Here is a 21,791-nt window from a genome sequence, read left to right as displayed (position 1 = left end):
CTGCCGAACGGCACATGGCCGCCGACCTGTCGGGGGCACGACGCTGGGCATATGACAACGATCAGTGTTGGATCTCCTCGCACGCGCCGTGCGCTGTGGCCCGCGTACGCGGCGGCGGTGTGGTCGCTCGGTTACGGCGCGCTGGGCTTGTCGTGGGCGCTGGGCGCGCCGGGCTTCCCCTGGGGCCGGAGCGATCCCGACCCCGACGGCGCGCTGTCCATCCTGGCTGGGCTCGACCCCACCCCCGGCGGCTGGTGGATCGCCGGTTTCGGCCTGCTCTGCACGGTCACCGCCCTGGCGCTGGCCCGGACGAGCGGACGCGGGCCGCTACGCCTCGCCCCCCTGTTCCTCGCCTGGCCCCTCGCCGCGCTGCTGGCCGTCGTGATTCCCGACTCCCGCGTCATGATGGGACTGGCTTATACACCGCTGCTGCTGGTCGCGCCCCTCACCGGTTGGAGCCTCGGTGGCGTCCAGCTGTCCGATGCCTGGCCCTGGCCCGTCCTCAACCAGTTGTTGTGCATGCTCGGCGGGCTGCTGCTGGCGGTCGGCGCGGTCGCCTACCGGCGGCGCGGCCGGGACGCGTGCGCCGGTTGCGGGCGTACCGACGAGGACGGCTGGACGTCCCCCGCCGCGGCGGCCCGCTGGGGCCGCGTCGCCGTCTACGTCGCCGTCACCGTCCCGCTCGTGTACTGCGCGACCCGGTGGAGCTGGGCTCTGGACATCCCCCTCGGGGTGAGCAAGGAGTTCCTCGACGAAGGCGCTAAGGACGCTCCCGGCATCTGGCTGGCCGGCGCCTACCTGGCCACCTTCGGGGCGGGCGGCGGCCTGCTCACGCTCGGGCTGACGCAGCGCTGGGGCGAGATCTTCCCCCGCTGGATCCCCGGCCTGCGCAGCAGGCGGGTGCCGCCGCTGCTCGCCATCGTCCCGGCCACCCTGGTCGCGATCGTCATCACCGTGGCGGGCCTGACGTACATCCGCCAGTGGCTCGCCGGACGCTTTCTTCTGTCCGAATGGGGAGCCTGGCTGCCCGAGACGTTCTGGCCGCTCTGGGGAGGCGCCCTGGCCACCGCCGCCCTCGCCTACCACCTGCGCAGACGCGGCCGTTGCCGCCACTGCGGGCGGAGCTGAGGACGATGCGGCTCACCGGCCGGCCCGCGATCAGGACCCTGCCGAGCTGTCCTCAGCCTGAGCGGGGCGCACCCGGGGCGGGCAGGGCCGGGTCACTTGACCAGGCGGACCGTCAAGGGGTAGCGGAAGGAGTTCTCCGAGAGGGCGGAGATACCTCCAGCGATGGACAGGACGAAGGCGGCCACCCACAGAACCGGGATGAGCACGATGCCGACGAACGTGAACGGGAGCAGGATGGTGGCGCCCAGGACCGTGAGCTGGAAGTTGAGGGCCTCCACCGCGTGCTGCCTGATGTAGGGCGATGTCTTGGCGCCCGTCAGCAGCAGGATCAACGGGCCGACGATCGGGAAGCCGACCACGGTGAGCAGGTGGGCCAGGGAGGCGCCGAGACGTTCGTTGCTCTCCGTGGGCGCATCCGGACGGGCGGTCGGCGGTGCCGGGTAGATGCTCGGGGCAGGGCGGGTGCCGTAGAGCTCCGTCATGATGGGCATCAGGTCACCGTGCGTACGCGCGGTCATCGCACGTTCCAGGCGCTCGTCGAACTCGAGCTTGTCGAAGCGGCCCTCTGCGTAGGCGGCCTTGACGTGCTCCACGACATGCTCGCGGTCCTGGTTGGTGACGCGCAGGTGAGCCGGCGGCATCTGTCCCGGGCCCGGGGGTGTGGGTACCCCAGCCATAACGGTCATGCCTCTCCTTCGGTTCGGGCAGTCAACCTCCATACTGCTTCGGCGCGAAGCGGCGTGGCCATCGGGACTATCCCGGATGTATCCCCTAGATCACCCCGACGCGCGGCGCCTCTTGGCGGTATAAAAAGGATCCATGAGATGGCGAGACCGCTACGGCATCCGGCGACTGCGGGGTGCGAAGGTCGCAAAGTTCGACCGTGAGGCGACCGACGCCGACATCGAAGCCCTCATCGACTTCGCCCGGTCGCGGCGTGGCGTCGAGTTCTACGTCGAGCCGGAGACCTTCGCGACCGACACGACCGCAGTCGCGGTGGCTGACGACGGCGAATGGACCAGGCGCAGGGTGGGCTCCCCCGCCGTGATCCACAAGGTCGCCCGCGACCTTGCCCTGCCGGTCTACGACGTGCAGCTCACCGGGTACCCGGCGCGCATGCGCGCCTACAACGAACGCCGCCGCCGCGAGGCGAACGGTCAGCAGGACTGACTCACCGATCACCCCATTGGGCCGACCGCTCCCTGCTGCACACGACACAAGCAACGAACACGCCACCACGACAACGGGGCGGTCAGGCCTGCGGTGCGCTCTGGGCCTTTCTGGACAGACGGTCACGAACCCAGCCGAGGGCCGACGGCCCGCCGGCGAAGCACCACAACGCGATCACCGGGCGGACGTTGAGGTTCAGCCCATGGGGTGCCGGTGGGCACCCGATGCACATCGATGAGCTGGTCGAGCACTGGACGATCCTGGACGACCCACACCGAGAGCCTCAGGCAGCGTTGCGGTACAGGTCCCGTCTCTCGGGCAACTGCTCGAGGCCGGCCGACTGGTAGGTGGCGACGGCGCCGACGTTGGAGCTCGGGCAGCACACGACCACGCTGGACGAACCCAACTCCTGGAGTGCGCGCGCCGCGGCGACCGTGATCGCTCGGCCGTAACCGTGACCGCGGTGTGCCCGATGCACCCCCATCGGCTCGATCAGCCCTAGCTTGCCTTCACCCGCCGACCACACCGTCACGGCCGCCACCGCCTCGCCCTGCTCATTGCGAACGACCAGGCACCGCGCGTCGTCATACGGCGCACCTGCCGCCATGGCGTGCCAGCGCTCGTCGGTGAACGTCGACCCGTCGAACGACGCCCGCAGAACCGCGGCCCACTCGCGCGCCTGTTCCGGCCCGATCACCTCGACGCGAACGCCGGGATCCGGCACAGGCGCGCCGAGGTCACGCCGAAGTAGTGTCCACGACTCGCCGCTCTCCCAGCCATCCTTGAACAACAGGTCCTGGACCAGCGCACCCATCGGCGCTTCGACGTACACCTTGCCATCGAGCAGCACACCACGCTCAGGCGCCGACACGTCCTCGACCACCTGCTGCGCCAACTCCTCGTCCTGCAACGCCTCCGGCGAAAACGCCAAGCGCAGCAACTCCGCACCATCCAGCAGCCCGACCGCCAGAACCTCCCCAGCCCGACTCCAGGTCCGCGTAGCCTCCGCCGTCCGCTCCGCACCGAACCGCCAGAACCACCCCACATCCCCCGGATGCAACTGCACGGGCCCTCCGTCGTACTGCCACTCCCCCAACACCCGCAGCACGTCACCGAGCCCGTCGCCCCCCGGCCTACCCATCTCGATCGCCATCCCTCGATCACACACCACCCCACCGACCCTCCGCACCCGGATTTCCCACCGGCAGTCAGTAACCGGCGTCGCCGTGATCACGCACGCACCCTGCCACTGACCTGCCCGAACACGCTCGTTTGCGGCTGGCGACACGCTTCTTAGCGGCACCCCTCGTTCGGCGAGCCGCTCGGCCACGCGGCGGCCGAGAAACCAGGTGCCGCCAAGCATGAGGACCCTCATGCCGGCAGCCTGCCGCACACACCGAAGGGGCCTCAGGCGGCCACCGGATGTGCGCCAGAGCCGAAACCGTACAGTCCCAACAACGGACCCAGGGCATCCCTCATCCGGATGGCCAGTATCCCCTTCGGAAACGCCGCCCGGGCCACTCGCACGGTCATCTCGGGAATCTCTGGCCAAGCACGCGGCCGTATCGACACCGCCCAGTGAGGGGGACCCCGAGCAGAGGGACGACATCCTGAACCAGAAAACGATCAAGGCGAAGAAGGCGCGCCGAATTGGGCAACAGCGTCCTGAAGGCCGAGGCTTTCTGCGGACCTCCGTTTACGACGCCCCGCTTTTGCGTGTCCTGTTCTCGGACTCCGTCGATGGCTTCTGCGGCGGCTGGATGCCGGACACCTGCCTGCTGACACCTACCTCGAGACTTCCGACCCTGCCCGAGGCCACCCTGATGCGATCGGATGAAAGTGCGCGGCTACCGACGGGGATTCGGCCTGTAACGCCTCGGAGGACATCGTGATCATGGTGGGTGTGGACGGCTCCCCGGAGAGCCTCGTGGCAGTGGGATGGGCCGTAGGCGAGGCCGCCATGAGGGGGGTCACGGTACGTCTCGTGCACGTTATGCCGACTCTGGATCTGCCTGCGGGCGCTGCCTTTGAGGAGGTACGGCGATGGGTGCGCACGGTCAGGCCAGCCAGCAGTTCGCGGCGGCGCTCGGCCAGGCCGCCCTCGTCCAGAGCGCGGGCCATCATCGGATACAGCCGGCCGAAGACCGGCCGGCGCAAGTTCGTCCTCGTGCTCGTCTTCGTCATGGTGGTCACCAGGTGACGGGCAGGGCGGTCAGGCCACCGGTCAGCACGTGGGCGTTGAAGCTCAGCTCCTCTGGCGCACAGCCCAGCTTCAGGGTCGGGAAGCGAGCGGCGAGCTGGGAGAAAACCACCTGCAGCTCGATCCGGGCCAGGGGCGCGCCGATACAGTAATGGGCGCCGTGGCCAAAGCTCAGATGCGGCACGGCGGGGCGGTCGATGTCGAAGCTGTCCGGGTCGGTGAACACAGCAGCGTCGTGATTGGCCGCGCCGTTGTCCAGCAACACCAGGTCTCCGGTGCGCACGTGCGCACCGGCGATCTCCAGGTCGGTGCGGGCGTAGCGGGGGACACCGCCCCCGCCCAGGCCGGGCGCGCGCAGGATCTCCTCCACCGCCGCGTCGATCCTCGACGGGTCCTGCACCAGAGCTTGCCACTGCTCCGGATAGGCCAGCAGCCACAGCGCTCCCTGGGTCCCGGTAGTAATGGCGCAGGATCCAACAGATATGCCTCTCACCAGTACTTATGCAGAGGTCTCGGGCTGGTGGGCCAGACCTGAGCTCCGCCTGTCAATGCAGGCCAGAGGCCTATCTGTTGGATTTTCGGCCGAAGCTACGGGGACCCCGAACCCCGCCATGCCCGAGCAACCGGGCCTCCTGCGCCAGTACCAGGCGCCGCTGACGCTCGTTCAGGTGCGGTAACAGCACCTCGAGTTTCCGCTCGAGTTGGTCGCGAACGTCGCTGGAGATGGCCATACCACTCCAACGAGCCCAAGATCAGAAAGCAACGCCTTATTTCTTGACGGCTCCACCTGCTGCGAAACTCGTTCCGTTACGCCGCCCGCCAAGACTGGGACAAGGTCGCCAAGGCTCTCAAGCCTGTCTACACCGCGCCCAGCGAGGACGCGGCCATGGAGCGGTTCTTGGAGTTCCAGGAGTCCTGGGGCCGGAAGTATCCGGCGATCGTGAAGCTGTGGTCGGACGCGTGGGCAATAACTGACCACTCAACGACCAAGATCAGCCGTTAAATTGACACACCCAGTCAAAGGCAGACTCGTACGACGCGGGCGCCGCCAGCCTCGAGCTTCAGCGAGTCACCTGTCTTGCCGGTGAGCAAGTCCGTTCCAGCGACCGATAGCTGCGCCGGCCGATCGCTGTGGTTCAGAGCGATCAGGTAGTTGGCGTGATCCGCGTGCCGTCGGATCAGCTCAACATCGTCCGGAGCGGTGGACAGCGCGATGCCCGCATCGTCATACGGCCGCCGCAGTACAACGGACAGCTCGTCCACACCGAGCCGCGTCGCGATATAGAACGCCGATCCGGCGCCCAGCGTGTGCCGGGTGATGGCCGGCTTGCCCGCGCCTGGCCCGTCCTCGAAGACGGCCAGTACCTCGGCCCCTTCCAATGCGATGTCGTCAGCCCAGACGTCGCATGTCATCTCGCCTGTCAGCGTGACAGTCTCCCCTGCCCGCAGCGGCAGGAAAGCCTCGACTGTCAGGCCGAGCACCTCTCGCAGGGGCGCGACGTAGCCCCCGGGATGTACGCGATCGTACTCGTCCACGATCGCGGAGAAGTACGACACCACGAGCGTGCCGCCGTCCTCGACGTACCGGCGGATGTTGCTCGCCGCAACATCTGTGAGCAGGTACGACGCCGGTGCGACCACCAGCTTGTATGTCGACAGGTCAGACTCGGGGTGGGCGAAGTCGACCGTGATTCCGTCGCGCCACAGGCGGTCGTAGAAGGCGTCGATCCGTTCGCGGTGGGACAGGTCGACGCTCGGTCGCCATTCCAGGTCCTGTGCCCAGAACGACTCCCAGTCCCACAGGATCGCGACCTCCGCGCGCACCTCGGAGCCGAGAACCTCGCCCAGCCGGCCGAGGCCCCGCCCCAGAGCGCACACCTCGCGCCAGATCCGGCTCCCTGTACCCGCGTGCGGCAGCATGGCCGAGTGGAACTTCTCGGCGCCGGATCGCGACGCCCGCCACTGAAAGAACATCACCGCGTCGGCGCCGCGACCGAGGTGCGTCAGTGCGTTGCGGGCCAGCTCGCCAGGCCGCTTCGCTATGTTGCGGGGTTGCCAATTGACCGCGGATGTCGAGTGTTCCATGAGAATCCAGGGACGCCCGCCCGCGAGCGACCGGGTCAGGTCCGCGGACAACGCCAGGCCGACGTGGTTGCGCGGATCCGCGGCGTCCAGATAGTGGTCGTTGGCAACGACATCCATCTCATTGGCCCACTTCCACAGGTCAACCGACGGACAGGATCCGGCCATGAAGTTGGTGGTGATCGGTGCTTCAGATTCCACCCGGATCACGTCGCGCTCGGCGATGAAGCACTGCAGTAACGCGTCGGACGTGAATCGCGCGAAGTCCAGCCGCTGCGCGGGATTCACCACGCTCGGGGATACCGCCGGCGCTGGCACGTGTTCCCATTCCCCGTAGCGTTGGCCCCAGAACGCCGTACCCCACGCTTGGTTGAGCGCGTTCAGCGAACCGTACCGTTCCTGCAGCCAGCGCCGGAACGCCCGTACGCTGTCGGGCGAGTAGCACTCGGACACGGGCGCGCCGTACTCGTTGTGGACGTGCCAGAGTGCGAGCGCCGGATGCTTGCCGTAGCGACGAGCGAGCGCCTGGGCGATGGACACGCTGGCTTCCCGGTACGCCGGTGAGCTCGGGCTGGCCATGCCACGCGAGCCGAATCCGAGGACCGTCCCGTCCCGGGTCACCACGCGGGCCTCGGGATGCTCGTGGAAGAACCAGGCCGGCGGCGAGGCTGTCGGCGTACCGAGGCTGATGCGGATACCGGCCTCGTGCAGCAGAGCGAACAGCCGATCCATCCAGCCGAAGTCGTACTCGCCCCGCCGCGGTTCCAGCAGTGCCCAGGAGAAGATGCCGATACTGACGAGGTTGACCCCGGCTTGCCGCATCAGCTCGATGTCTTCCGGCCAGGTCTCCTCCGGCCACTGCTCTGGGTTGTAGTCGCCGCCGTAGCTGATCGAGGTCACCCCTGGAAGCCACCCGCTCATGACTGAGTCAGCTGGCAGGCAAAGAACTGGGACGGGTCGGGGCTACCAGACCCTAGGCTCACGCCCCACTCGAGGTAACCCTTCCGGCCACTGCCGTCGTTGTCGTTGTACAGCAGGTCGAACGCGAACGGCCCGGTCGTCGCGTTGATCGGTATCTCTGCCCACGGAATCGCAGCCTCATAAACTGTCGTGGTTCCGTTCCGTCCGATAGCAGCGGTCGCGGAAGTCACCAGGCCGAGCGGAACACCGGCGGGAGCCAGGTCGCGGTTCAACTGCGGTCCCGATGGCGTGAGCGCGAGGGCGAACCGGTACGGCGTGGGCCCGCCGGCCGCTGGCGATCCCGCCGCGATCGCGAACTGGATGCTGTCGCCCTGCCAGGTGTTTCCGCTGCTGTAGTTCTGGGAGAACGTGTTGTCGGTGATCGCGGCAACCAAGTGAAGGTGGTTGTCGTCGAAGAACAGCCAGGCTTTCCCGCCCGCATCGGTGGCGCCGCCGTACGGCTGGGACGCGTTGAGGGTCGTCCAGCGTCCGTCGGTCGAGAGATCGATGCCGGGGAGGTCGGCCACCCCCGTGTCGAGCGTGCCGTCGACGGTGACGGTGCGCTTGGGTACCGGCGCGAACGTGGCCTTGAGTGTCTTGGTTGCGGTCGCGAGTGCGTCGGCGTGCACCGTGACGGTGGTGTCGTACGGCTTCCACGGAAGGAGCCCCATCGGCAGTGGCACCACGATCTGGGTCGAGGCCCCGGCAGCCAAGGTTGAGTTGACGTCCAGAGTCCCGTTCTGTGGACCGACTGACCATGCAACCGTGCTGATGGCGCGGGTTTGGGCCGAGGAGTTGTTGGTCACGGACAGGGTCAATTGAGTTTGCAGCGGGTCCGCGTTCACGACCAAGGGTGCGACCTGCACGGTCAGCGGCACGAGGACGGGTACGTCGGCGGCGATCCGGGCGGCGCGGCGGCCGCGGAGTTTGACGTCGGCAACGACTGTCCGGGTGCCAACCTGGTCGAGTCCGGGCACTGACACGGTACGACGCGCGATGGTGCCAGCCGCGGCGGTGAGCGTCTTGGGTGCCGTCGAGCCGATGATGGAGAAGCTCGCGGGAAGCGGCGTACTGGCACCGGTGGCGTCGACGCTCAACGTGATCGGCACGTTGTCTCCGATGGCCACCGCACTGGCCGAGATCGCGATCGGCGAGCCTGCGGTGACGGCGCTCACGTTGCCGTTGACGAAGACCGGGTCCCCGCCCAAGGACACGAACACCCGCGACTCATCAGGCTGATAGCTGAGCGAACGCCCCATCAGGTCCGTGATCTGCAGCGGATCAGGCGTCGTCAGCGTGACGTCTTGGCGGCCTGTCGTGGACCACATCACCCGAGTTTCCGCGGTGCCGTCCCGGAACAGGTAGCTGCGCACTCCGTCGGGTACGGCGGTCTCGCGGCGGTCGTACGTCGTGCCGGCCAACTGGCGGTTCATGACGCCGAAGGCGACGTACGCGGGCTTCGGTGTGTACTCGCCCAGCGGATCGTTGACCGCGCGGAGTACGCCGTAGTTGTTCTCGTTGTAGGTGCGATCGAGGCCGTCGTTGACGAGGTCGTACCAGAAGAACCGCTCCACGCCGACCGACACCGCCAGTACACAGGAGCGGACGAAGTCCTCTGCCTGGGCTCGCTCGCTGACGTGGTGCAGGGTGTCGGTCGGCCAGCCGATCTCGGAGATCCAGATGGGCTTGCTCACACCGCCGTTGTACTGCTTGATCAGCGCGTCGAGCTGCAGCATCTGGTCGTCGAGTCCCTCGGGTGGCGACATGTAGCGGTACGGGTGGACCGACACGACGTCCAGATGGTTCAGGGCGCCGAGCTTGAACAGATCCTCCAGCCACGTCATCGGCACACCCGACGTTGCCGGCCCGAGCACCGGCAGGTCCGGCCGGACCGCCTTCACCGCGGCGTACGTCGCCTCGAGGATCTTCTCGTAGTTGTGCACGTCGGTGGCCCCGGGACCGGTGGAGAACTGGGGGATGTTGTACTCGTTCCAGACCTCGACACCGCCCAGCTGCGGACGCCAATGGTTCACCAGCTCCACGGCATAGGCAGCGAACGCCGCAATGCCCTCATCCGTGTACGGCGTCTTCCCGCCGTCGTAGAGGGGGTTGTCGCCGAACGGGATCGTCAGCACCGGGATGTTGTTGTCGTGCAGCTTCTGCATCCACGCGTCCGCCGCGGCTGGGATCGTGTAGGTGCCCTTGGTCTTCTCGACGGTCGCCCAGCCGACCCCGTCCCTTGCCTGACGGGCTCCGGAGAACGCCATCAGGTCGATCGGATCGGTGCCCCAGCGGCCGAAGTGCGTGGAGAACCCGAACTGTTCCGGCGTCGCGCGCGCCGGGTCGAGCGGGGGCAGCGAGGCGAACGGCGTGTCGAGTGTGGCGTCTCCTGCGGTAACGCTCAGGCCGTAGTACCCGTACTCCCCTGCTGGGATCTGCACAGGCTCTCCCGGTTCGGGTGTCACGGTCCGAGAGGCGATCTGGTTACCCCACAGGTCCTTGATCCGCCACGTGATCTCGGTCGCTGACGTGTCGACCGAGAATGCCGCGGTCGTGACCGGGAAGATGCTGCCCAGCGCGGTCTGGGTCAGGGCCAGCGGCAGCGGTGTGACGACCGCTTCGATGGTGTCCAGCCAGCACTGACCGGCGGTGTTCGGTGCATAGAGTTCCGAGCGCGCGACGAGCAGCTCGATGGCCGCGACCGGTCCGTGCCACACGCCGTCGTTGGCTCCACCCCAGTGGCTGGAGCCGGTAAAGGTATTGACGGTGAGCTTGAGCCATTGGTTCTGCTGTCCGACGACCAGGTGCTGCTGATGCGTCTGCCCGGTCGAGTCCGTGGCACGCAGCAGGAACCGTCCGATGTTCACCGGATAGGTCCAGAAGGTCAGCTCCTGGATGTCCATACCGGTCGGTGGGATCCGGCCGGGGTAGCTGAAGTCCTTGCGAATCGCGACGTACGCGTTGGTCTTCGCGCCGTGGCTGAAGTCGGCGGTCAGCAGAGCCGAGCACGAGCCGGTGTTCGCCCGGGCGTTCGACTGCTCGAAGCCGTATACGACGACGCGGTCGGGATCGAATTCCAGGCCGTCGCGGGCCACCCAGCCGTCGAGCCCGGTCTCGAAGTCGCTGATCATGACGGACTGGTTGTCTAGTGCTGTCGTCCCGGCCGCCAGAGCGGTCGGCGTTGTCAGCCAGTCGAGGCCGATCGCGGCGGCACCCGCCGGGATCGCGACGCCGGCGATGAAGGCACGGCGGGTCCAGGCCGGCCGGTTATGCGGTTCTTCGGTGTGCATGGTGGGCGCCTCCAGAAGTCAGGGTTCAGATCCAGCCGTCGAGTGCGGCCATGAAGTCGTCGTAGCGATCGCGGTGCATGACGTGCCCGGACCGCGGCACCTCGCGAACGGCGAACCCCAGCGATCGCAGCTCGTTCTGTCGTGCTGGTGGCACCATCGGGCCGTCGCCCGCGGCGACGACAAGGGATGGAGCAACGAGCGGCGGTGGCTCCATCCCGCGGTTGAACTCCGCGGCGATCTGCCACATCACCTCCGGGTCGCAGCGCGCGTCGGAGGAGATCTCCGCCTGTACGTCGGCCTCGCTCCAGGCCGGATGTCTGCGGATCGTGTGCTCCGCGGTCCGCGGCACGAAGCGCGTCGGCGTACTCGGGATCGGCGTCCAGCCGATGTCCAGGTAGATCGCCCGCAGCGGTCGCAACCGCTCCACCGCGCCGGACAACGCCAGCCCTCCCAGCGAGTTGCCGATGGCAACATCCGCCTCGGCCGGCAACGACTCAGCCAGGTCATCGGCGAAGTCGGCCAGCATATACGTCGTGGCACGCGGGCTGATCCCGTGACCGCGCAGGTCCGGCGCGACCACCCGGTACCCGCGGTCCGCGATCGCCGACCCAACCCGCCACCAGGTCGTGTGATCGTCGGTGAGTCCATGGATCAGGAGAACCACTCGCTCGCCGGTCCCCCACGTATGCAGCTGCAGCTTCACTGGACCATCCATTGATCGTTCTGTGCGTCACCGAAATCCATCTCGACAATCTGCACTCCTGGATCCAGCGAGGCGCCGGCGACTGCGACAGCCTTGCCGCTCAGCCGCGACTGCAGTTTGAGGAAGCCGGAATCTGTCGGAAACACATGCCAGCGCTGGCTGCCGGTCGTGGTCGCCGTCGGGTTCTGGACGATCGCGACGCCGTTCTGGGCGTAGCCACCCTTGAGGTCGAGGTAGCCGCCCCTGGCCGCATTGGTCAGCGTGTACGTCCAGTCGTCCGTCCGCGCGATCGTCCACAGCTGCAGCGCCGACCCGGTCCACGTCTCCTGTGTGACCGGATCAGTCGCTGATCCGGAGGCTGGGGCTGTCAGCACCAAGCCACTTTTGCGGTTGGCCAGGCGGTGCTGACCAGACGGATCCGGCATGTTCGGTACGGCGTAGTAGGTGCGCACGTAGTCGATCGCGAAGCTCGCCGGAAGGTAAGCGTCGTTCGGCTGACCCAGATGGCCTTCTAGGCTGAAGATCATCCGCCGCGACATGTTCAGCAGAGACAGATCCGGTGGAGCCAGGTCGATCCCCAACTGTCCGTCGAAGTACACCCGCAGCCGGCCGTCCCGGCGTTCCAGGCCGTACAGGTGATAGTCCGCGCTGATGTCGGGGATCCCCGAGTCCCAGAGGTACGGGCCCCAGCCGATGGTCGACGAGGTGGGCCAGACATGCAGACCGGTGCGGAGGCCGGTGAAGTTGAAGGTCTCCTCGATGTCGATCTCAGGGTTCGGGTCGTTCTTTGCCGTCCCTGGGGCGGTCTGCATCCAGATCGCGCTGAGAACATTGGCCTGTGAATTGAGAACCTTGGCGCGTACTTCGACGTACGTGTTGACGCCCGGGACTTCGAAGAGCGACTGGACGGCCCCGAAGGTGTAGCTCTTGCCGTTGTAGGACTCCTGCTCGGCGGTGAGCAGCAGATTGCTGTCGGCAACAGACACGTTGGCGGGATTGAAAGCACCGACGCCGGACGTCGCGTACCACAGTCCGGTACGCCACCTCGCCGGATCGAAGGCTGAGCCCGCGAAGTCGTCGCTCAACGAGTCCACCAGTTGCCACGAACTACCAGCCGGCGGCGACGGTGGGTCGGCTCTCGCTGTGGCGCCGGGCAGCAGTGCTCCCAGCGCGACTCCCGCCGCGCCGCCGAGTACCGCCCGCCTGCTGAGCGGGTAGGCGTGGGTGGTCGACTCCATCGCTCATCTCCGTTCTGGCGCGCTCCGGCAGTGGAGCGTGAGGTGATGTATGCCGCGGCCGCACGAGACTTGGGTACGAGGGCAAGGGCAACGCCTCGCGACTTCGTTGACGGTTAACGGTCAACGGATGATGCTTGACCGTACGATCAGCAGATCGATGACGTCAATGCCTTACCGACCACTAAAATCCGCCGCTGGCGAGGTCTTGACAACCTTCACACTGCGGACTCAGGATGCCGTATCGTCAACCGTTAACGGTAGTCGATTGACGGTGGGGGAACTGATGAGCGTATCCAGACCGGTACGGCAAGCACCGCTCGGCGAGCAGATTGCTCACGAGCTGCGCGTGATGATCGTGACGGGACGGCTGCGACCGGGCGACCGCCTAGTCGAGGACACGCTGTCTGTGCAGTTCGACGTCAGCCGCGGACCGGTGCGTGATGCGCTTCGGCTGCTGGTGAACGAAGGACTGGTGGTGTCGCAACGGCGCGGCGTCGCGGTGGCCGGTCTGAGCTCGAGCGACGTCGATGAACTGTATTCCCTGCGCGAGGCGCTCGAGCTACTCGCGCTGCGGGAGACGATGCGTCGCGGCGACACTGACTGGTCGTTGCTCGAACAGTCGCTGGAAGGTCTTCGCGCCGCGGCCGACGACGGGTCCGCGGCCGACTACGCGGCCGCGGACCTGGAGTTCCATTCCAGGCTCTACGAGTTGTCCGGACATCGCCGGCTGCAGAGTATGTGGGCGCAGCATCGACCGACGTTCCATGTGTTGCTCGAAGCATCGAATGCACAGGACGCCGATCTGCATCCCTCGGCGGAGGCACACGCCGACCTGCTCAAGGTCATGCGATCCGGCAACGTCGACGCCGCGGCGGCACTCCTGAGCGAGCACCTGTTCGGCGCCCGCAACCGGATCCGCACCGCGCGCGAGGAGAGCGACTCGGAGCACTAGCTCCCGCTCTCCCAGCACACATCCGGCTTTCGAGCCGTTCGCCCGCGACGCCATCACCGCGGGAGTGATCTCCGCCACGAGATCGGTACCCCCTGTCCTCACGAGACCAGGAAGTCGCCATGAACGTAACGTCACTCGCTGCTGCCCGAGCCCAGTCCGCACCCGCGCACCGCGAGGTGGTCCAGTGGTGACGGCGCAGACAACTCCGGCGCCAAGCGCCCGGGGCGCCCGGGTGGCTCGCTGGCGCGCCAACGGCGCGCTCACTGGTTGGTTGATGTTCCTGCCCACCACGGTGCCGTTGCTCGCGTTCACGATCTACCCGATGGTCTCGGCCGGCTGGCTCAGTTTCACCAACAGCAACGGCGTCGTTGGCAAGTTCGTTGGGACCGCCAACTACAGCTCGGTCCTGAACGACGGGATGTTCTGGACCGCGATGTGGAACACCGTGTACATGGGCGTCGGATCGCTCGTCCTTTCAGTGCCACTGAGTTTGCTCGCGGCAACGGTGATCAACTCGCTGCCGCGCTGTCAGTCGCTGTTCAAGTCGATCTTCTTCGCGCCGAACGTGACGTCGGCGATCTCGGTGTCGATCGCCTTCCTGTACGTCTTCTACCCGACCGACGGCGGCTGGGTGAACAGCTTCCTCGGCCTGTTCGGCGTCGAGCCGCTCAAGTTCTTCGCCGACCCCGCGCTGGCCAGGCTGGGCGTCGTCGTGATGTCGACCTGGCACGGCATCGGCTTTCTGATCCTGATCTGGATCGCCGGCCTGCAGAACGTCTCCCCCGAGCTCCACGAGGCAGCCGCGTGCGACGGTGCCGGCACCATACGGCGATGGTGGCACGTGACCGTCCCGGGGCTACGTCCGGTGATCTTCTTCGTCATCGTCACCCAGTGCATCGCAAGCTTCAAACGGTTCGCGGACGTCTACCAGATCGGCGGCAGCGACGGCCAGCCCGGCGGCGTACTGACGACCCTGATGGTCTACATCTACCGAACCGGGTTCAACACCTTCGAATTCGGCAAGGCGTCCGCGGCCTCGTTCATCGTCTTCGTTGCCATGGTCATCGTTACGGCCGTCAACTTCCGCATCTTCCGAGAGAAGGCCTGACCGATGGCCACAGCTCTCGAGACCATGACCCAACCAGCACTGGCCGTCCGCGTCAGCAAGCGCCGGAACCCGAAACACATCGTCGGGTACGCCGTACTCGCGATCGGCGGCGTGGTGATGATCGCGCCGTTCCTGTTCATGCTCAGCACGAGCTTCAACGCGGACGCGCGCAACAGCATCCCGTTCCCGCCACAACTGTGGCCTGCACACCCGTCGACCGACGCCTACGACTACACCGTCCGATCCCTCGACATCTGGCGGCTCTACGGCAATACCCTGCTCGTCGCCACCGTCGACATCGTGCTGTCCGTAGGCGCGGCCTTCCTGTCCGGCTATGCCCTGTCCAAGATTCGCCCGCCAGGCTCGCGGATCTTCCTCGCCGTACTCCTCGCCACCATGATGATCCCCGGCGAAGCCACCCTCATCCCCAACTTCCTGACCTTCTCGCGACTGCACCTGCTCGACACCTACTGGCCGCTGTGGCTGCCCTCGATGGCCTACCCGTTCGGGACCTTCCTGGTGAAGCAGTACCTGGACGCACTGCCGACCGAGATGCGCGAGGCGGCCCGCGTCGACGGCGCCGGCGACTGGCGCATCCTGCGGTCCGTGTACCTGCCGCTGTGCAAGGGACTCGCTGCAACGCTGGTGATCCTGCAGTTCCTCGCCAACTGGAACTCGTACCTGTGGCCGCTGATCGTGATCAACAGCCCCGAGAAGTACACGATCCAGCTCGGCATCGCATCGTTCGCGTCGACTACTGGCGCGCAGTCCTACTCCTCACCCTCCATCAACATGGCCGCCACCGTCCTCTCGCTCATCCCGGTACTGGCGGTCTACCTCATCTTCCAACGGCACATCATCCAGAACGTCGCCAACGCATCCATCAAGGGATAGGCCGCGGCCCCACGAAGGAGTAACAAATGACCGCACTACTCACCCGCCCGGTCTCCCGCCGTACGGTGCTGCTGAGCACTGTGATCACCGGTCTCGGCATCGCCGCCGCGAGCTGTGGGACGTCGGGTACCTCGGGCGCTGGCTCAACCCTGCGGGTCGCCCTCACCGGCTACAAGTCGCGCGACACCCAGGACGCCACCACCCGACGGAACATCAAAGGTATGACGGGCTTCCTCGACACGACGTCGTACAAGTCCAAGGCCAGCTTCCTGGACATCGTCGCTGACTCGCCGACTGCGACCACGAGCAAGATCCAGACCCTCCTACTCGGTGGTCAGGCCGACGTGATTCAGGGCTACACGGTCTACCCGTTCTACGACCAGGGCCTGCTCATCGACCTGAACAAGTACTACGACAAGGACAAATGGCAGGCCAACTTCGTCGACTCGATCTTCAAGCCGCCGGCGGGCCGCGTCCTGCTGCCCGCGTGGTCCAGCCACCCAACCGGAAAGGTCTCCTCGCCGGACAGCCTCGACACCAGTTCGGTCGCCTACGACCAGCAACTGTTCAAGGACTTCGACGTCGAGCCACTCAGTGCCCAGCCGACCATCGAGGAGATCCTCGAGAAGGCCCCCAAGCTGACCGGCAAGAACCCCCGCACCGGCAAACAGTGCTACGGCCTGTACTACGACCCTCGGAGCTCCTCACACCTGATGCTCGTGTACTTCGCACACGGCCTCGACCTCGGCAAGCTCGATCCCGCCAACCCGTCCCAGCTCCACTTCGACACCGACGAGATCAAGACCGGCATCCAGAAGATGGTCGCCGTGGCCAAGTACTGCCCGCCCGGTTTCCAGATCGGCCAGGGCGCGGAGAACTGGGGCTCCAAGGACAACACCGTCGGCATCAACATGGCGGTCAACCCCCGGTCGATGATCGACGCCACCCTCAACGGCCAGGCCGAGCGCTATGCCGTCACCGAAGGCATCCGGGACCGCCACGGCGCGACCCCGTTCGTCGGCGCCGGCGAGTGGGCGATCTCGTCCAAGTGCAAGGACCCGGACGCCGCCTGGGAACTGATCAAGTTCCTCACCGGACCGGACGGCCAGAAGTACTCGTACCAGAACTACGGCATCCTCCCCGCCTGGAAGAACGCCGGCTTCATCGACGCGAAGACCTCGCCGTACGCCGACGCGTTCCTGAAGTGCGCGACCGCCGCCCGCAACGTGTACTTCCCCGAGTTCATGTTCCGCACGTTCCGACCGTGGATGGCAGCGATCGTCGCGCAGATGCTGGCAGGCAAGAACGTTGACCTTGGCAAGGAACTGGCCGACCAGCAGTCCAAGGCCGAGGCCTGGGCCAAGGAGCAGAAAGCACCGCAGGGCTGACCTCTCCCCCTCTGACGAAGGAACCACACGTGCTCGAAGACGACGCCGCACCCGGCGTGATTGTCCACCATGTCGCAGCTCGCACCGGCAGGTACGTCGGATCGCCCGCGTTCGCCGTCCTCCCGGACGGCCGGTACGTCGCGAGCCACGACCACTTCGGTCCCGGGTGCCGCCGGGACCAGACATTCATCTACCAGAGCACCGACCGCGGAGCTTCGTGGCAGCAGATCGCGGAGCTCACCGGACAGTGGTGGTCAAGCCTGTTCACCCACGAAGGTGCGCTCTATCTGTTCGGCACAACCACGGAATACGGACATTGCGTGATCCGTCGATCCACCGACGGCGGCGTCACGTGGACAACTCCGGAAGGACCGGCGACCGGACTGCTACGCAGCGGACGGCATCACACGACACCAGGCCCAGTCCTGGTCGCGAAGGGCCGGATCTGGCGGGCGATGGAGGACGCACAAGCCCCGGGCAACTGGGGTGAGATGTTCCGGGCCTTCATGATGAGCGCACCGGTGGACGCGGACCTACTGGACGCCGGCCAATGGCAGGCGACTCCCCCAATGGAAAGCCGCCACACCTGGCTCTGGGGCGACTTCGGCGGCTGGCTCGAGGGCAACGCAGTACAGACACCCGACGGCGAGATCGTGAACGTACTGCGGGTCGACTCGTTCGCCGACGGCACCGAGAAGGCCGCCATCATGCACATCGGCGACGACGGCCTCAGCGCGACCTTCGACCCGGACTGCGACGTGATCCCGTTCCCAGGTGGATCGAAGAAGTTCACCATCCGGTACGACGTGCCGTCCGGACGGTATCTGTCACTCGTGAACGACGTACCCACTCCACAGCTCGACGGCATCGGTGTGCGCGCCCGCAACACCCTGTCGCTGGTGTCCTCGCTCGACCTTCGCCACTGGACGCGGCACACGACGCTGCTCCATCACCCGGACGATCGGCTGCATGGCTTCCAGTACGTCGACTGGCTGACCGAGGATGAAGATCTGTTGTTCCTGTCCCGGACAGCCCACGGCACCGGCGAGGCCGCTGCCCACAGCCACCACGACGCCAACTACCTCACGTTCCACCGCGTCCCCGGCTTCCGCAAACACATGCCGAACGGGAGCAACGAGTGAGTGCAGACACAGACGGCCGCCGCCCAGTCGTCATCGCGGCCGTTCCGACATTGTTCGCGGACGACGGCAGCGTTGACCTGCACCGCAACGCGCAACTCTACCGGTCGATCTCGGACTCTGGCGTCGACGCGCTGTTCGTCGCTGGAACCACCGGCGAATTCCCCGCTCTGGACGACCGCGAGCGGGTCGACCTGGTCCGGGCTGCACTCGACGTCGCCCCGGCCAGTCGTGTGATCGCCCATGTCGGGGCCGCCAGCAGCCGGCAGGCCGTCCGCCTCACGGAACAGATCCGCGCCGCGGGCGCACAGCGCCTCGCCGCCATAACACCGTACTTCCTCCCGGCCGGCAGGCAATCGCTCAACGACTACTACGCACGAGTGTGCGACGCCGCCGACGGCGCCGGCGTCTACGCCTACATCTACCCCGACCTCACAAACACCACAGTCCGGCCCGATCAACTCGCACAACTCGCCCGGCTGCCCGGGCTCGTCGGCGCGAAGGTCAGTATGGGCGGCACCGCGCCGATCGCGGCCTACGCCGCCGCCATACCCCCCGGATTCGAACTGCTGTCCGGATCCGACGCCGAACTCGCGCCCGTCGTCCGTGCCGGCGGACACGGCGTGGTGTCCGGCGTCTCCAGCGCAGTACCGGAACCGTTCCTGGCACTCGCCGCGGCAGTCGCCAGCCACGACTCGGGCGCTGAGCGGGAAGCGCAGCTACGAGCCGACGAGGCCGCCGCCACCATCGGCCCCAGCATCGTGCTGCTCAAGCTGGCACTCGGCCTGCGGGCGTTGCCGACCGGCACGAGCCGGATGGCTCTCGACGTACCCCATCACGAGGCGCGCAACCGGCTCGAACGCCTCATCAACGGGCTTCAGCCGCCAGCAGTTGCCTGATGCCCACGATCTACGAGGTCGCCGCGAAGGCGAACGTGTCGGCCTCGATCGTCTCCCGGATCCTCAACGACCGCCCGGTCCGGGTGAGCCGGGACTGTACGGTGTGTTCTCGGCTCTGTCCCGTAATCGGTGGTGGCGTTGGGTGATCTTCACTGCAGCAGGATGCGGTGGCGCAGAAGGTCGAACCCAGCACGGCCGTGCATCTGCCGCATGATCCTCTTCGTGCGGGTGTTGACGCCTTCGGTTCGGCCGTGTGGTGCGGAAGAGTGAGGGCGGCGTTCACGGCGCCGCGGTCGAGTTCGAGGCCGTAACGGGCCGTTCCCCTTCAGCTCGACCTTGTGTGATGTAGCGGTAGAGCAGGTTGAGGCTGCCGGTGTATCCGAGCTCTTTTATCTCTCGGAACAGCTGCTGGACTGCAACGGCTGGGTCGGCGGCGCGCCGTTCACGCAGGTGATCGCGGTACGGATCGACGAGAGTGGGCCGATAGCGTGGAGCGCGGCGCAAAGCCTCGGGCTTTTGGGTGCGGGCGTAGCGCTTGACGGTGTTGAGGGACAGGTTCAGCCGACGGGCGCATTCCAGGAGGCCGACACCCTTGCCCAGCAGGTCGTGGATCTGCTGCCAGCGCTCGCGGGTGCTCGGTTCATGGACGCCGGCGGGCCGGGGCGGGTTGACCGTGGCCCAGCAGGCGCTGTGCGACCGAACCTCAGCGAGGGTCTTGTCGCAGAAATTCGCCCACAAGTGCCACCGGTCCCCGACCTGCACAACCTCCGGCAGGGCACGTCGAATCGCCTCACCGTACGCGCCCGACCAGTCGCGGCAGACGATCTCGACCTCCGGGTGGGATCGCAGCCATGCCTCCAGGACATCGGCACCGCGGCCGGGCAGGACATCGATCCGCTCGCCAGTCTCGGCGTCGGTCAGGATGGTGGCATAACGGTGGCGGCGTTTGAGCGCGAAGTCATCGACACCCAGCACGCGCGGGATCCGCAGCGGTGGCAATGGTAGCCGCACCAGCAATCGCAGCGCTGTGGACCTCGAGATCGTGACGGCCAGGACCGCCGAGAGCCGAGCACCCGCCCGGCCCGCCAGTTCCTTGACCACTGCACCCAGTTGACCGGTGAGCCTGCTCGTTCGACGCTGGTACCGCTCGAGCAGCCCAGGCACCTGCTCACGGAACGTCTGCCGAGGGCATCCCCTGGCCGGGCAGACCAGACGCCGTACCTGTAGCGACACCACCACCCGCCGCCCGTCGACCGGGACATCGGTGACCGTCCGGCTGGCGTAGCCGTGCACCCGACCGGTCAGCGCCCCACAAACCGGGCACTGCGCCAACTCGTCGCGAGTACGGGCCATGACCCGAATGAGGTCGCCCTCGTCCTTCACTCCCTCGATGACCAGGGCAGACAGTCCAGCAAACACCACACTCGTAAGATCGCCGATCTTCAGCACGGCCCAGCCTGGCAGGGATCACGCAGCGCCACCACCGATTACGGGCCAGAGCCGAAAACCGTACAGTCCCGCCACGGGTCTCTCTTCGTCCAGCAGGGCGACCAAGGGGAGGAGCCAGCTGGCGTGGGGCGGGCCCATGGCGGTGTCGAGTTCGGCGGCGGTGGGGAGACGGCCTCGGAGGATGCGTGGGGAGAGCAGGTGGTGCAGGGCGTGCGTGAGCAGGTTGGCCATCGAGTAGCCGGGGTTGATGGTCAGGGCGCGGTCGAGGGCGATGGTGGCGAGGATGCTGTCGCCTCCACGCCACGACGCCATGGCGAGGAGTGACGCGACCGGCGGGGTGAAGCGCGGCTCCAGGCGGCGGGTGAGGTCTTTCCAGAGGGGGACGTGGGATTCGTCCGTGAGGGTCCAGGCTTCGTCGCGGATTCTGATGATTGCCAGGTCCAGGCCGAGCTTGGCTGCTTCGCCGTCGTCGAGACGCCCGCCCGCGGCGTGGGTGGCGAGCGCTGTTCTGACTCTGGCCAGGCCGTCGGTGACGAAGTCGGTGGCGAAGGCGTCGGTGTCGGGGGCCGCTGCCAGCTTGGCTCGGATGTCGGCCACGGCTTCGGCTGTCGCTCGGCGCATGGCCAGGCGGACGGGGCCGGAGGCGGGGGCGATCGTGCGTTCGAGGGTCTGGCGGTCGGGGAGGGCGACCAGGCCGCGGACCGTGGCTTCGGCGGCGACGTGGCTGGTGGCGACGTCGTACGGAGTGCCTTCGGGCGGGCAGCAACGGGCGAGGCCGCACAGATACGACCAGTAGCGGCCCTCGTGGGCGCGCAGGGCCTCTTCGACCTCCACCTCGGCGCGGGCCGCGAGCAGCCTGGCTTCGTCGACCGCTGGGGTGACCCGCTCTCCTGGGCCATAGCCGACGAGGATGGCCTGGGTGATGCCCTCCCTGTCGAACAGGGAGGCCAAGGGGGCCAGCGCGCCTGGTGGGAGTGGCAGGTTCCAGCGGGTCGCCACCCTCGCCTCTCCCTCGGCCAGCCCGATGACGATGAGGCTGTCGTCGGGGTGAAAGCCGACGAGGTACGGCACGCCGGCCAGGACGTCGGCGGGGCTGGACAGGGTGAGACAGGGCTCGGAGGTCGTCATGGGCACGAGGGTGCCCGCAGCCGCCCCGGCCCGGCGCGCCGGAACCGCGTTCTGTGGACGAAG

General features: G+C 67.1%; 18 protein-coding genes and 4 pseudogenes. 12 read left to right on the top strand and 10 right to left on the bottom strand.

What is annotated here, in order from left to right; all coding sequences use genetic code 11:
- Nucleotides 1-51: 51 nt before the first annotated feature.
- Nucleotides 52-1,128 carry a hypothetical protein gene (locus ABZ297_RS05910; protein WP_355340036.1) on the top strand — a complete coding sequence of 359 codons (1,077 nt, stop codon included), beginning with the start codon at nt 52-54 and terminating at the stop codon, nt 1,126-1,128.
- A 92-nt stretch (nt 1,129-1,220) separates the two neighbouring features.
- Here the strand turns inward: ABZ297_RS05910 and ABZ297_RS05905 are convergent, their stop codons facing one another.
- On the bottom strand, nt 1,221-1,814 hold the full coding sequence (locus ABZ297_RS05905; protein ID WP_355340033.1) for a DUF1707 and DUF4870 domain-containing protein: 594 nt from the start codon (nt 1,812-1,814) through the stop codon (nt 1,221-1,223).
- A gap of 133 nt (nt 1,815-1,947) precedes the next feature.
- On the opposite strand from ABZ297_RS05905, the gene ABZ297_RS05900 reads away from it, so the two are divergent.
- Nucleotides 1,948-2,298: a hypothetical protein gene (locus ABZ297_RS05900; RefSeq protein ID WP_350810158.1), complete on the top strand. Its 351-nt coding sequence runs from the start codon at nt 1,948-1,950 to the stop codon at nt 2,296-2,298.
- Between the two features lie 283 nt (nt 2,299-2,581).
- Here ABZ297_RS05900 and ABZ297_RS05895 read toward each other — a convergent pair whose 3' ends face one another.
- Nucleotides 2,582-3,451, bottom strand: a complete 870-nt coding sequence (locus ABZ297_RS05895) for a GNAT family N-acetyltransferase (protein ID WP_355340029.1) — start codon at nt 3,449-3,451, stop codon at nt 2,582-2,584.
- A gap of 741 nt (nt 3,452-4,192) precedes the next feature.
- Here ABZ297_RS05895 and ABZ297_RS05890 point away from each other — a divergent pair.
- Both ABZ297_RS05890 and ABZ297_RS05885 read left to right on the top strand, forming a co-directional pair.
- Nucleotides 4,193-4,321 (top strand): annotated as a pseudogene (locus ABZ297_RS05890) (universal stress protein); the annotation flags it as partial.
- A gap of 24 nt (nt 4,322-4,345) precedes the next feature.
- Complete coding sequence (locus tag ABZ297_RS05885) at nt 4,346-4,498, top strand: hypothetical protein (RefSeq protein WP_355340227.1); 153 nt, start codon at nt 4,346-4,348, stop codon at nt 4,496-4,498.
- Here the strand turns inward: ABZ297_RS05885 and ABZ297_RS05880 are convergent.
- Together ABZ297_RS05880 and ABZ297_RS05875 are read right to left on the bottom strand one after the other, a co-directional pair.
- Nucleotides 4,488-4,868, bottom strand: a complete 381-nt coding sequence (locus ABZ297_RS05880) for a cytochrome P450 (RefSeq protein WP_355340026.1) — start codon at nt 4,866-4,868, stop codon at nt 4,488-4,490. The genes ABZ297_RS05885 and ABZ297_RS05880 overlap by 11 nt on opposite strands.
- Nucleotides 4,869-5,097: 229 nt before the next feature.
- A pseudogene (locus ABZ297_RS05875) lies at nt 5,098-5,229 on the bottom strand (ISAzo13 family transposase); the annotation flags it as partial.
- Between the two features lie 50 nt (nt 5,230-5,279).
- Between ABZ297_RS05875 and ABZ297_RS05870 the strand changes: the two are divergent.
- A pseudogene (locus ABZ297_RS05870) lies at nt 5,280-5,465 on the top strand (transposase); the annotation flags it as partial.
- Nucleotides 5,466-5,515: 50 nt separating this feature from the next.
- On the opposite strand, the gene ABZ297_RS05865 reads toward ABZ297_RS05870, so the two are convergent.
- The 4 genes from ABZ297_RS05865 to ABZ297_RS05850 are packed head-to-tail and all read right to left on the bottom strand — an operon-like array spanning nt 5,516 to nt 12,771.
- The gene (locus tag ABZ297_RS05865; RefSeq protein ID WP_355340023.1) at nt 5,516-7,480 is read right to left on the bottom strand and encodes a beta-galactosidase; all 1,965 of its coding nucleotides are present in this window, start codon (nt 7,478-7,480) and stop codon (nt 5,516-5,518) included.
- Nucleotides 7,481-7,497: 17 nt separating this feature from the next.
- The gene (locus tag ABZ297_RS05860) at nt 7,498-10,830 is read right to left on the bottom strand and encodes a sugar-binding protein (protein ID WP_355340020.1); all 3,333 of its coding nucleotides are present in this window, start codon (nt 10,828-10,830) and stop codon (nt 7,498-7,500) included.
- A 25-nt stretch (nt 10,831-10,855) separates the two neighbouring features.
- Nucleotides 10,856-11,533: an alpha/beta hydrolase gene (locus ABZ297_RS05855; protein ID WP_355340017.1), complete on the bottom strand. Its 678-nt coding sequence runs from the start codon at nt 11,531-11,533 to the stop codon at nt 10,856-10,858.
- Nucleotides 11,530-12,771: an RICIN domain-containing protein gene (locus ABZ297_RS05850; RefSeq protein WP_355340014.1), complete on the bottom strand. Its 1,242-nt coding sequence runs from the start codon at nt 12,769-12,771 to the stop codon at nt 11,530-11,532. The genes ABZ297_RS05855 and ABZ297_RS05850 overlap by 4 nt, the downstream gene beginning before the upstream one ends.
- 271 nt (nt 12,772-13,042) lie before the next feature.
- Between ABZ297_RS05850 and ABZ297_RS05845 the strand changes: the two genes are divergently transcribed.
- From ABZ297_RS05845 to ABZ297_RS05815, 7 genes are all read left to right on the top strand, one after another.
- Nucleotides 13,043-13,723, top strand: coding sequence for a GntR family transcriptional regulator (locus ABZ297_RS05845; RefSeq protein ID WP_355340011.1), 681 nt, complete (start codon nt 13,043-13,045; stop codon nt 13,721-13,723).
- A 64-nt stretch (nt 13,724-13,787) separates the two neighbouring features.
- Nucleotides 13,788-14,831, top strand: coding sequence for a sugar ABC transporter permease (locus ABZ297_RS05840; RefSeq protein ID WP_355340008.1), 1,044 nt, complete (start codon nt 13,788-13,790; stop codon nt 14,829-14,831).
- A 3-nt stretch (nt 14,832-14,834) separates the two neighbouring features.
- Nucleotides 14,835-15,725, top strand: coding sequence for a carbohydrate ABC transporter permease (locus tag ABZ297_RS05835; protein WP_355340005.1), 891 nt, complete (start codon nt 14,835-14,837; stop codon nt 15,723-15,725).
- A gap of 26 nt (nt 15,726-15,751) precedes the next feature.
- Nucleotides 15,752-17,113: an extracellular solute-binding protein gene (locus ABZ297_RS05830; RefSeq protein WP_355340002.1), complete on the top strand. Its 1,362-nt coding sequence runs from the start codon at nt 15,752-15,754 to the stop codon at nt 17,111-17,113.
- Between the two features lie 29 nt (nt 17,114-17,142).
- On the top strand, nt 17,143-18,255 hold the full coding sequence (locus ABZ297_RS05825) for a sialidase family protein (protein WP_355339999.1): 1,113 nt from the start codon (nt 17,143-17,145) through the stop codon (nt 18,253-18,255).
- Complete coding sequence (locus tag ABZ297_RS05820) at nt 18,252-19,151, top strand: dihydrodipicolinate synthase family protein (protein WP_355339996.1); 900 nt, start codon at nt 18,252-18,254, stop codon at nt 19,149-19,151. The genes ABZ297_RS05825 and ABZ297_RS05820 overlap by 4 nt, the downstream gene beginning before the upstream one ends.
- Nucleotides 19,151-19,297 (top strand): LacI family DNA-binding transcriptional regulator, encoded by a 147-nt coding sequence (locus ABZ297_RS05815; protein ID WP_355339993.1) that lies wholly within the window; start codon nt 19,151-19,153, stop codon nt 19,295-19,297. Before ABZ297_RS05820 ends, ABZ297_RS05815 begins: the two co-directional genes overlap by 1 nt.
- Nucleotides 19,298-19,300: 3 nt before the next feature.
- Here the strand turns inward: ABZ297_RS05815 and ABZ297_RS05810 are convergent.
- A pseudogene (locus ABZ297_RS05810) lies at nt 19,301-20,570 on the bottom strand (ISL3 family transposase).
- 48 nt (nt 20,571-20,618) lie between these two features.
- A complete protein-coding gene (locus ABZ297_RS05805) occupies nt 20,619-21,728 on the bottom strand; it encodes a DUF4192 domain-containing protein (RefSeq protein WP_355339990.1) in 1,110 nt (369 codons plus the stop codon).
- Nucleotides 21,729-21,791: the final 63 nt, after the last annotated feature.

It is taken from the genome of Nonomuraea sp. NPDC005983, from assembly GCF_040614375.1.
GTDB lineage: Bacteria > Actinomycetota > Actinomycetes > Streptosporangiales > Streptosporangiaceae > Nonomuraea.
Note: the sequence above shows the minus strand (reverse complement) of the source record. Positions and strands in the feature narration are given on the sequence as shown.

Excerpts from the sequence above, each read along its gene's own strand:
- ABZ297_RS05910 (WP_355340036.1), top strand. The coding sequence starts at position 52 with ATGACAACGATCAGTGTTGGATCTCCTCGCACGCGCCGTGCGCTGTGG.
- ABZ297_RS05905 (WP_355340033.1), bottom strand. The coding sequence starts at position 1,814 with ATGACCGTTATGGCTGGGGTACCCACACCCCCGGGCCCGGGACAGATG.
- ABZ297_RS05900 (WP_350810158.1), top strand. The coding sequence starts at position 1,948 with ATGAGATGGCGAGACCGCTACGGCATCCGGCGACTGCGGGGTGCGAAG.
- ABZ297_RS05895 (WP_355340029.1), bottom strand. The coding sequence starts at position 3,451 with ATGGCGATCGAGATGGGTAGGCCGGGGGGCGACGGGCTCGGTGACGTG.
- ABZ297_RS05860 (WP_355340020.1), bottom strand. The coding sequence starts at position 10,830 with ATGCACACCGAAGAACCGCATAACCGGCCGGCCTGGACCCGCCGTGCC.
- ABZ297_RS05850 (WP_355340014.1), bottom strand. The coding sequence starts at position 12,771 with ATGGAGTCGACCACCCACGCCTACCCGCTCAGCAGGCGGGCGGTACTC.
- ABZ297_RS05835 (WP_355340005.1), top strand. The coding sequence starts at position 14,835 with ATGGCCACAGCTCTCGAGACCATGACCCAACCAGCACTGGCCGTCCGC.
- ABZ297_RS05830 (WP_355340002.1), top strand. The coding sequence starts at position 15,752 with ATGACCGCACTACTCACCCGCCCGGTCTCCCGCCGTACGGTGCTGCTG.
- ABZ297_RS05815 (WP_355339993.1), top strand. The coding sequence starts at position 19,151 with ATGCCCACGATCTACGAGGTCGCCGCGAAGGCGAACGTGTCGGCCTCG.
- ABZ297_RS05805 (WP_355339990.1), bottom strand. The coding sequence starts at position 21,728 with ATGACGACCTCCGAGCCCTGTCTCACCCTGTCCAGCCCCGCCGACGTC.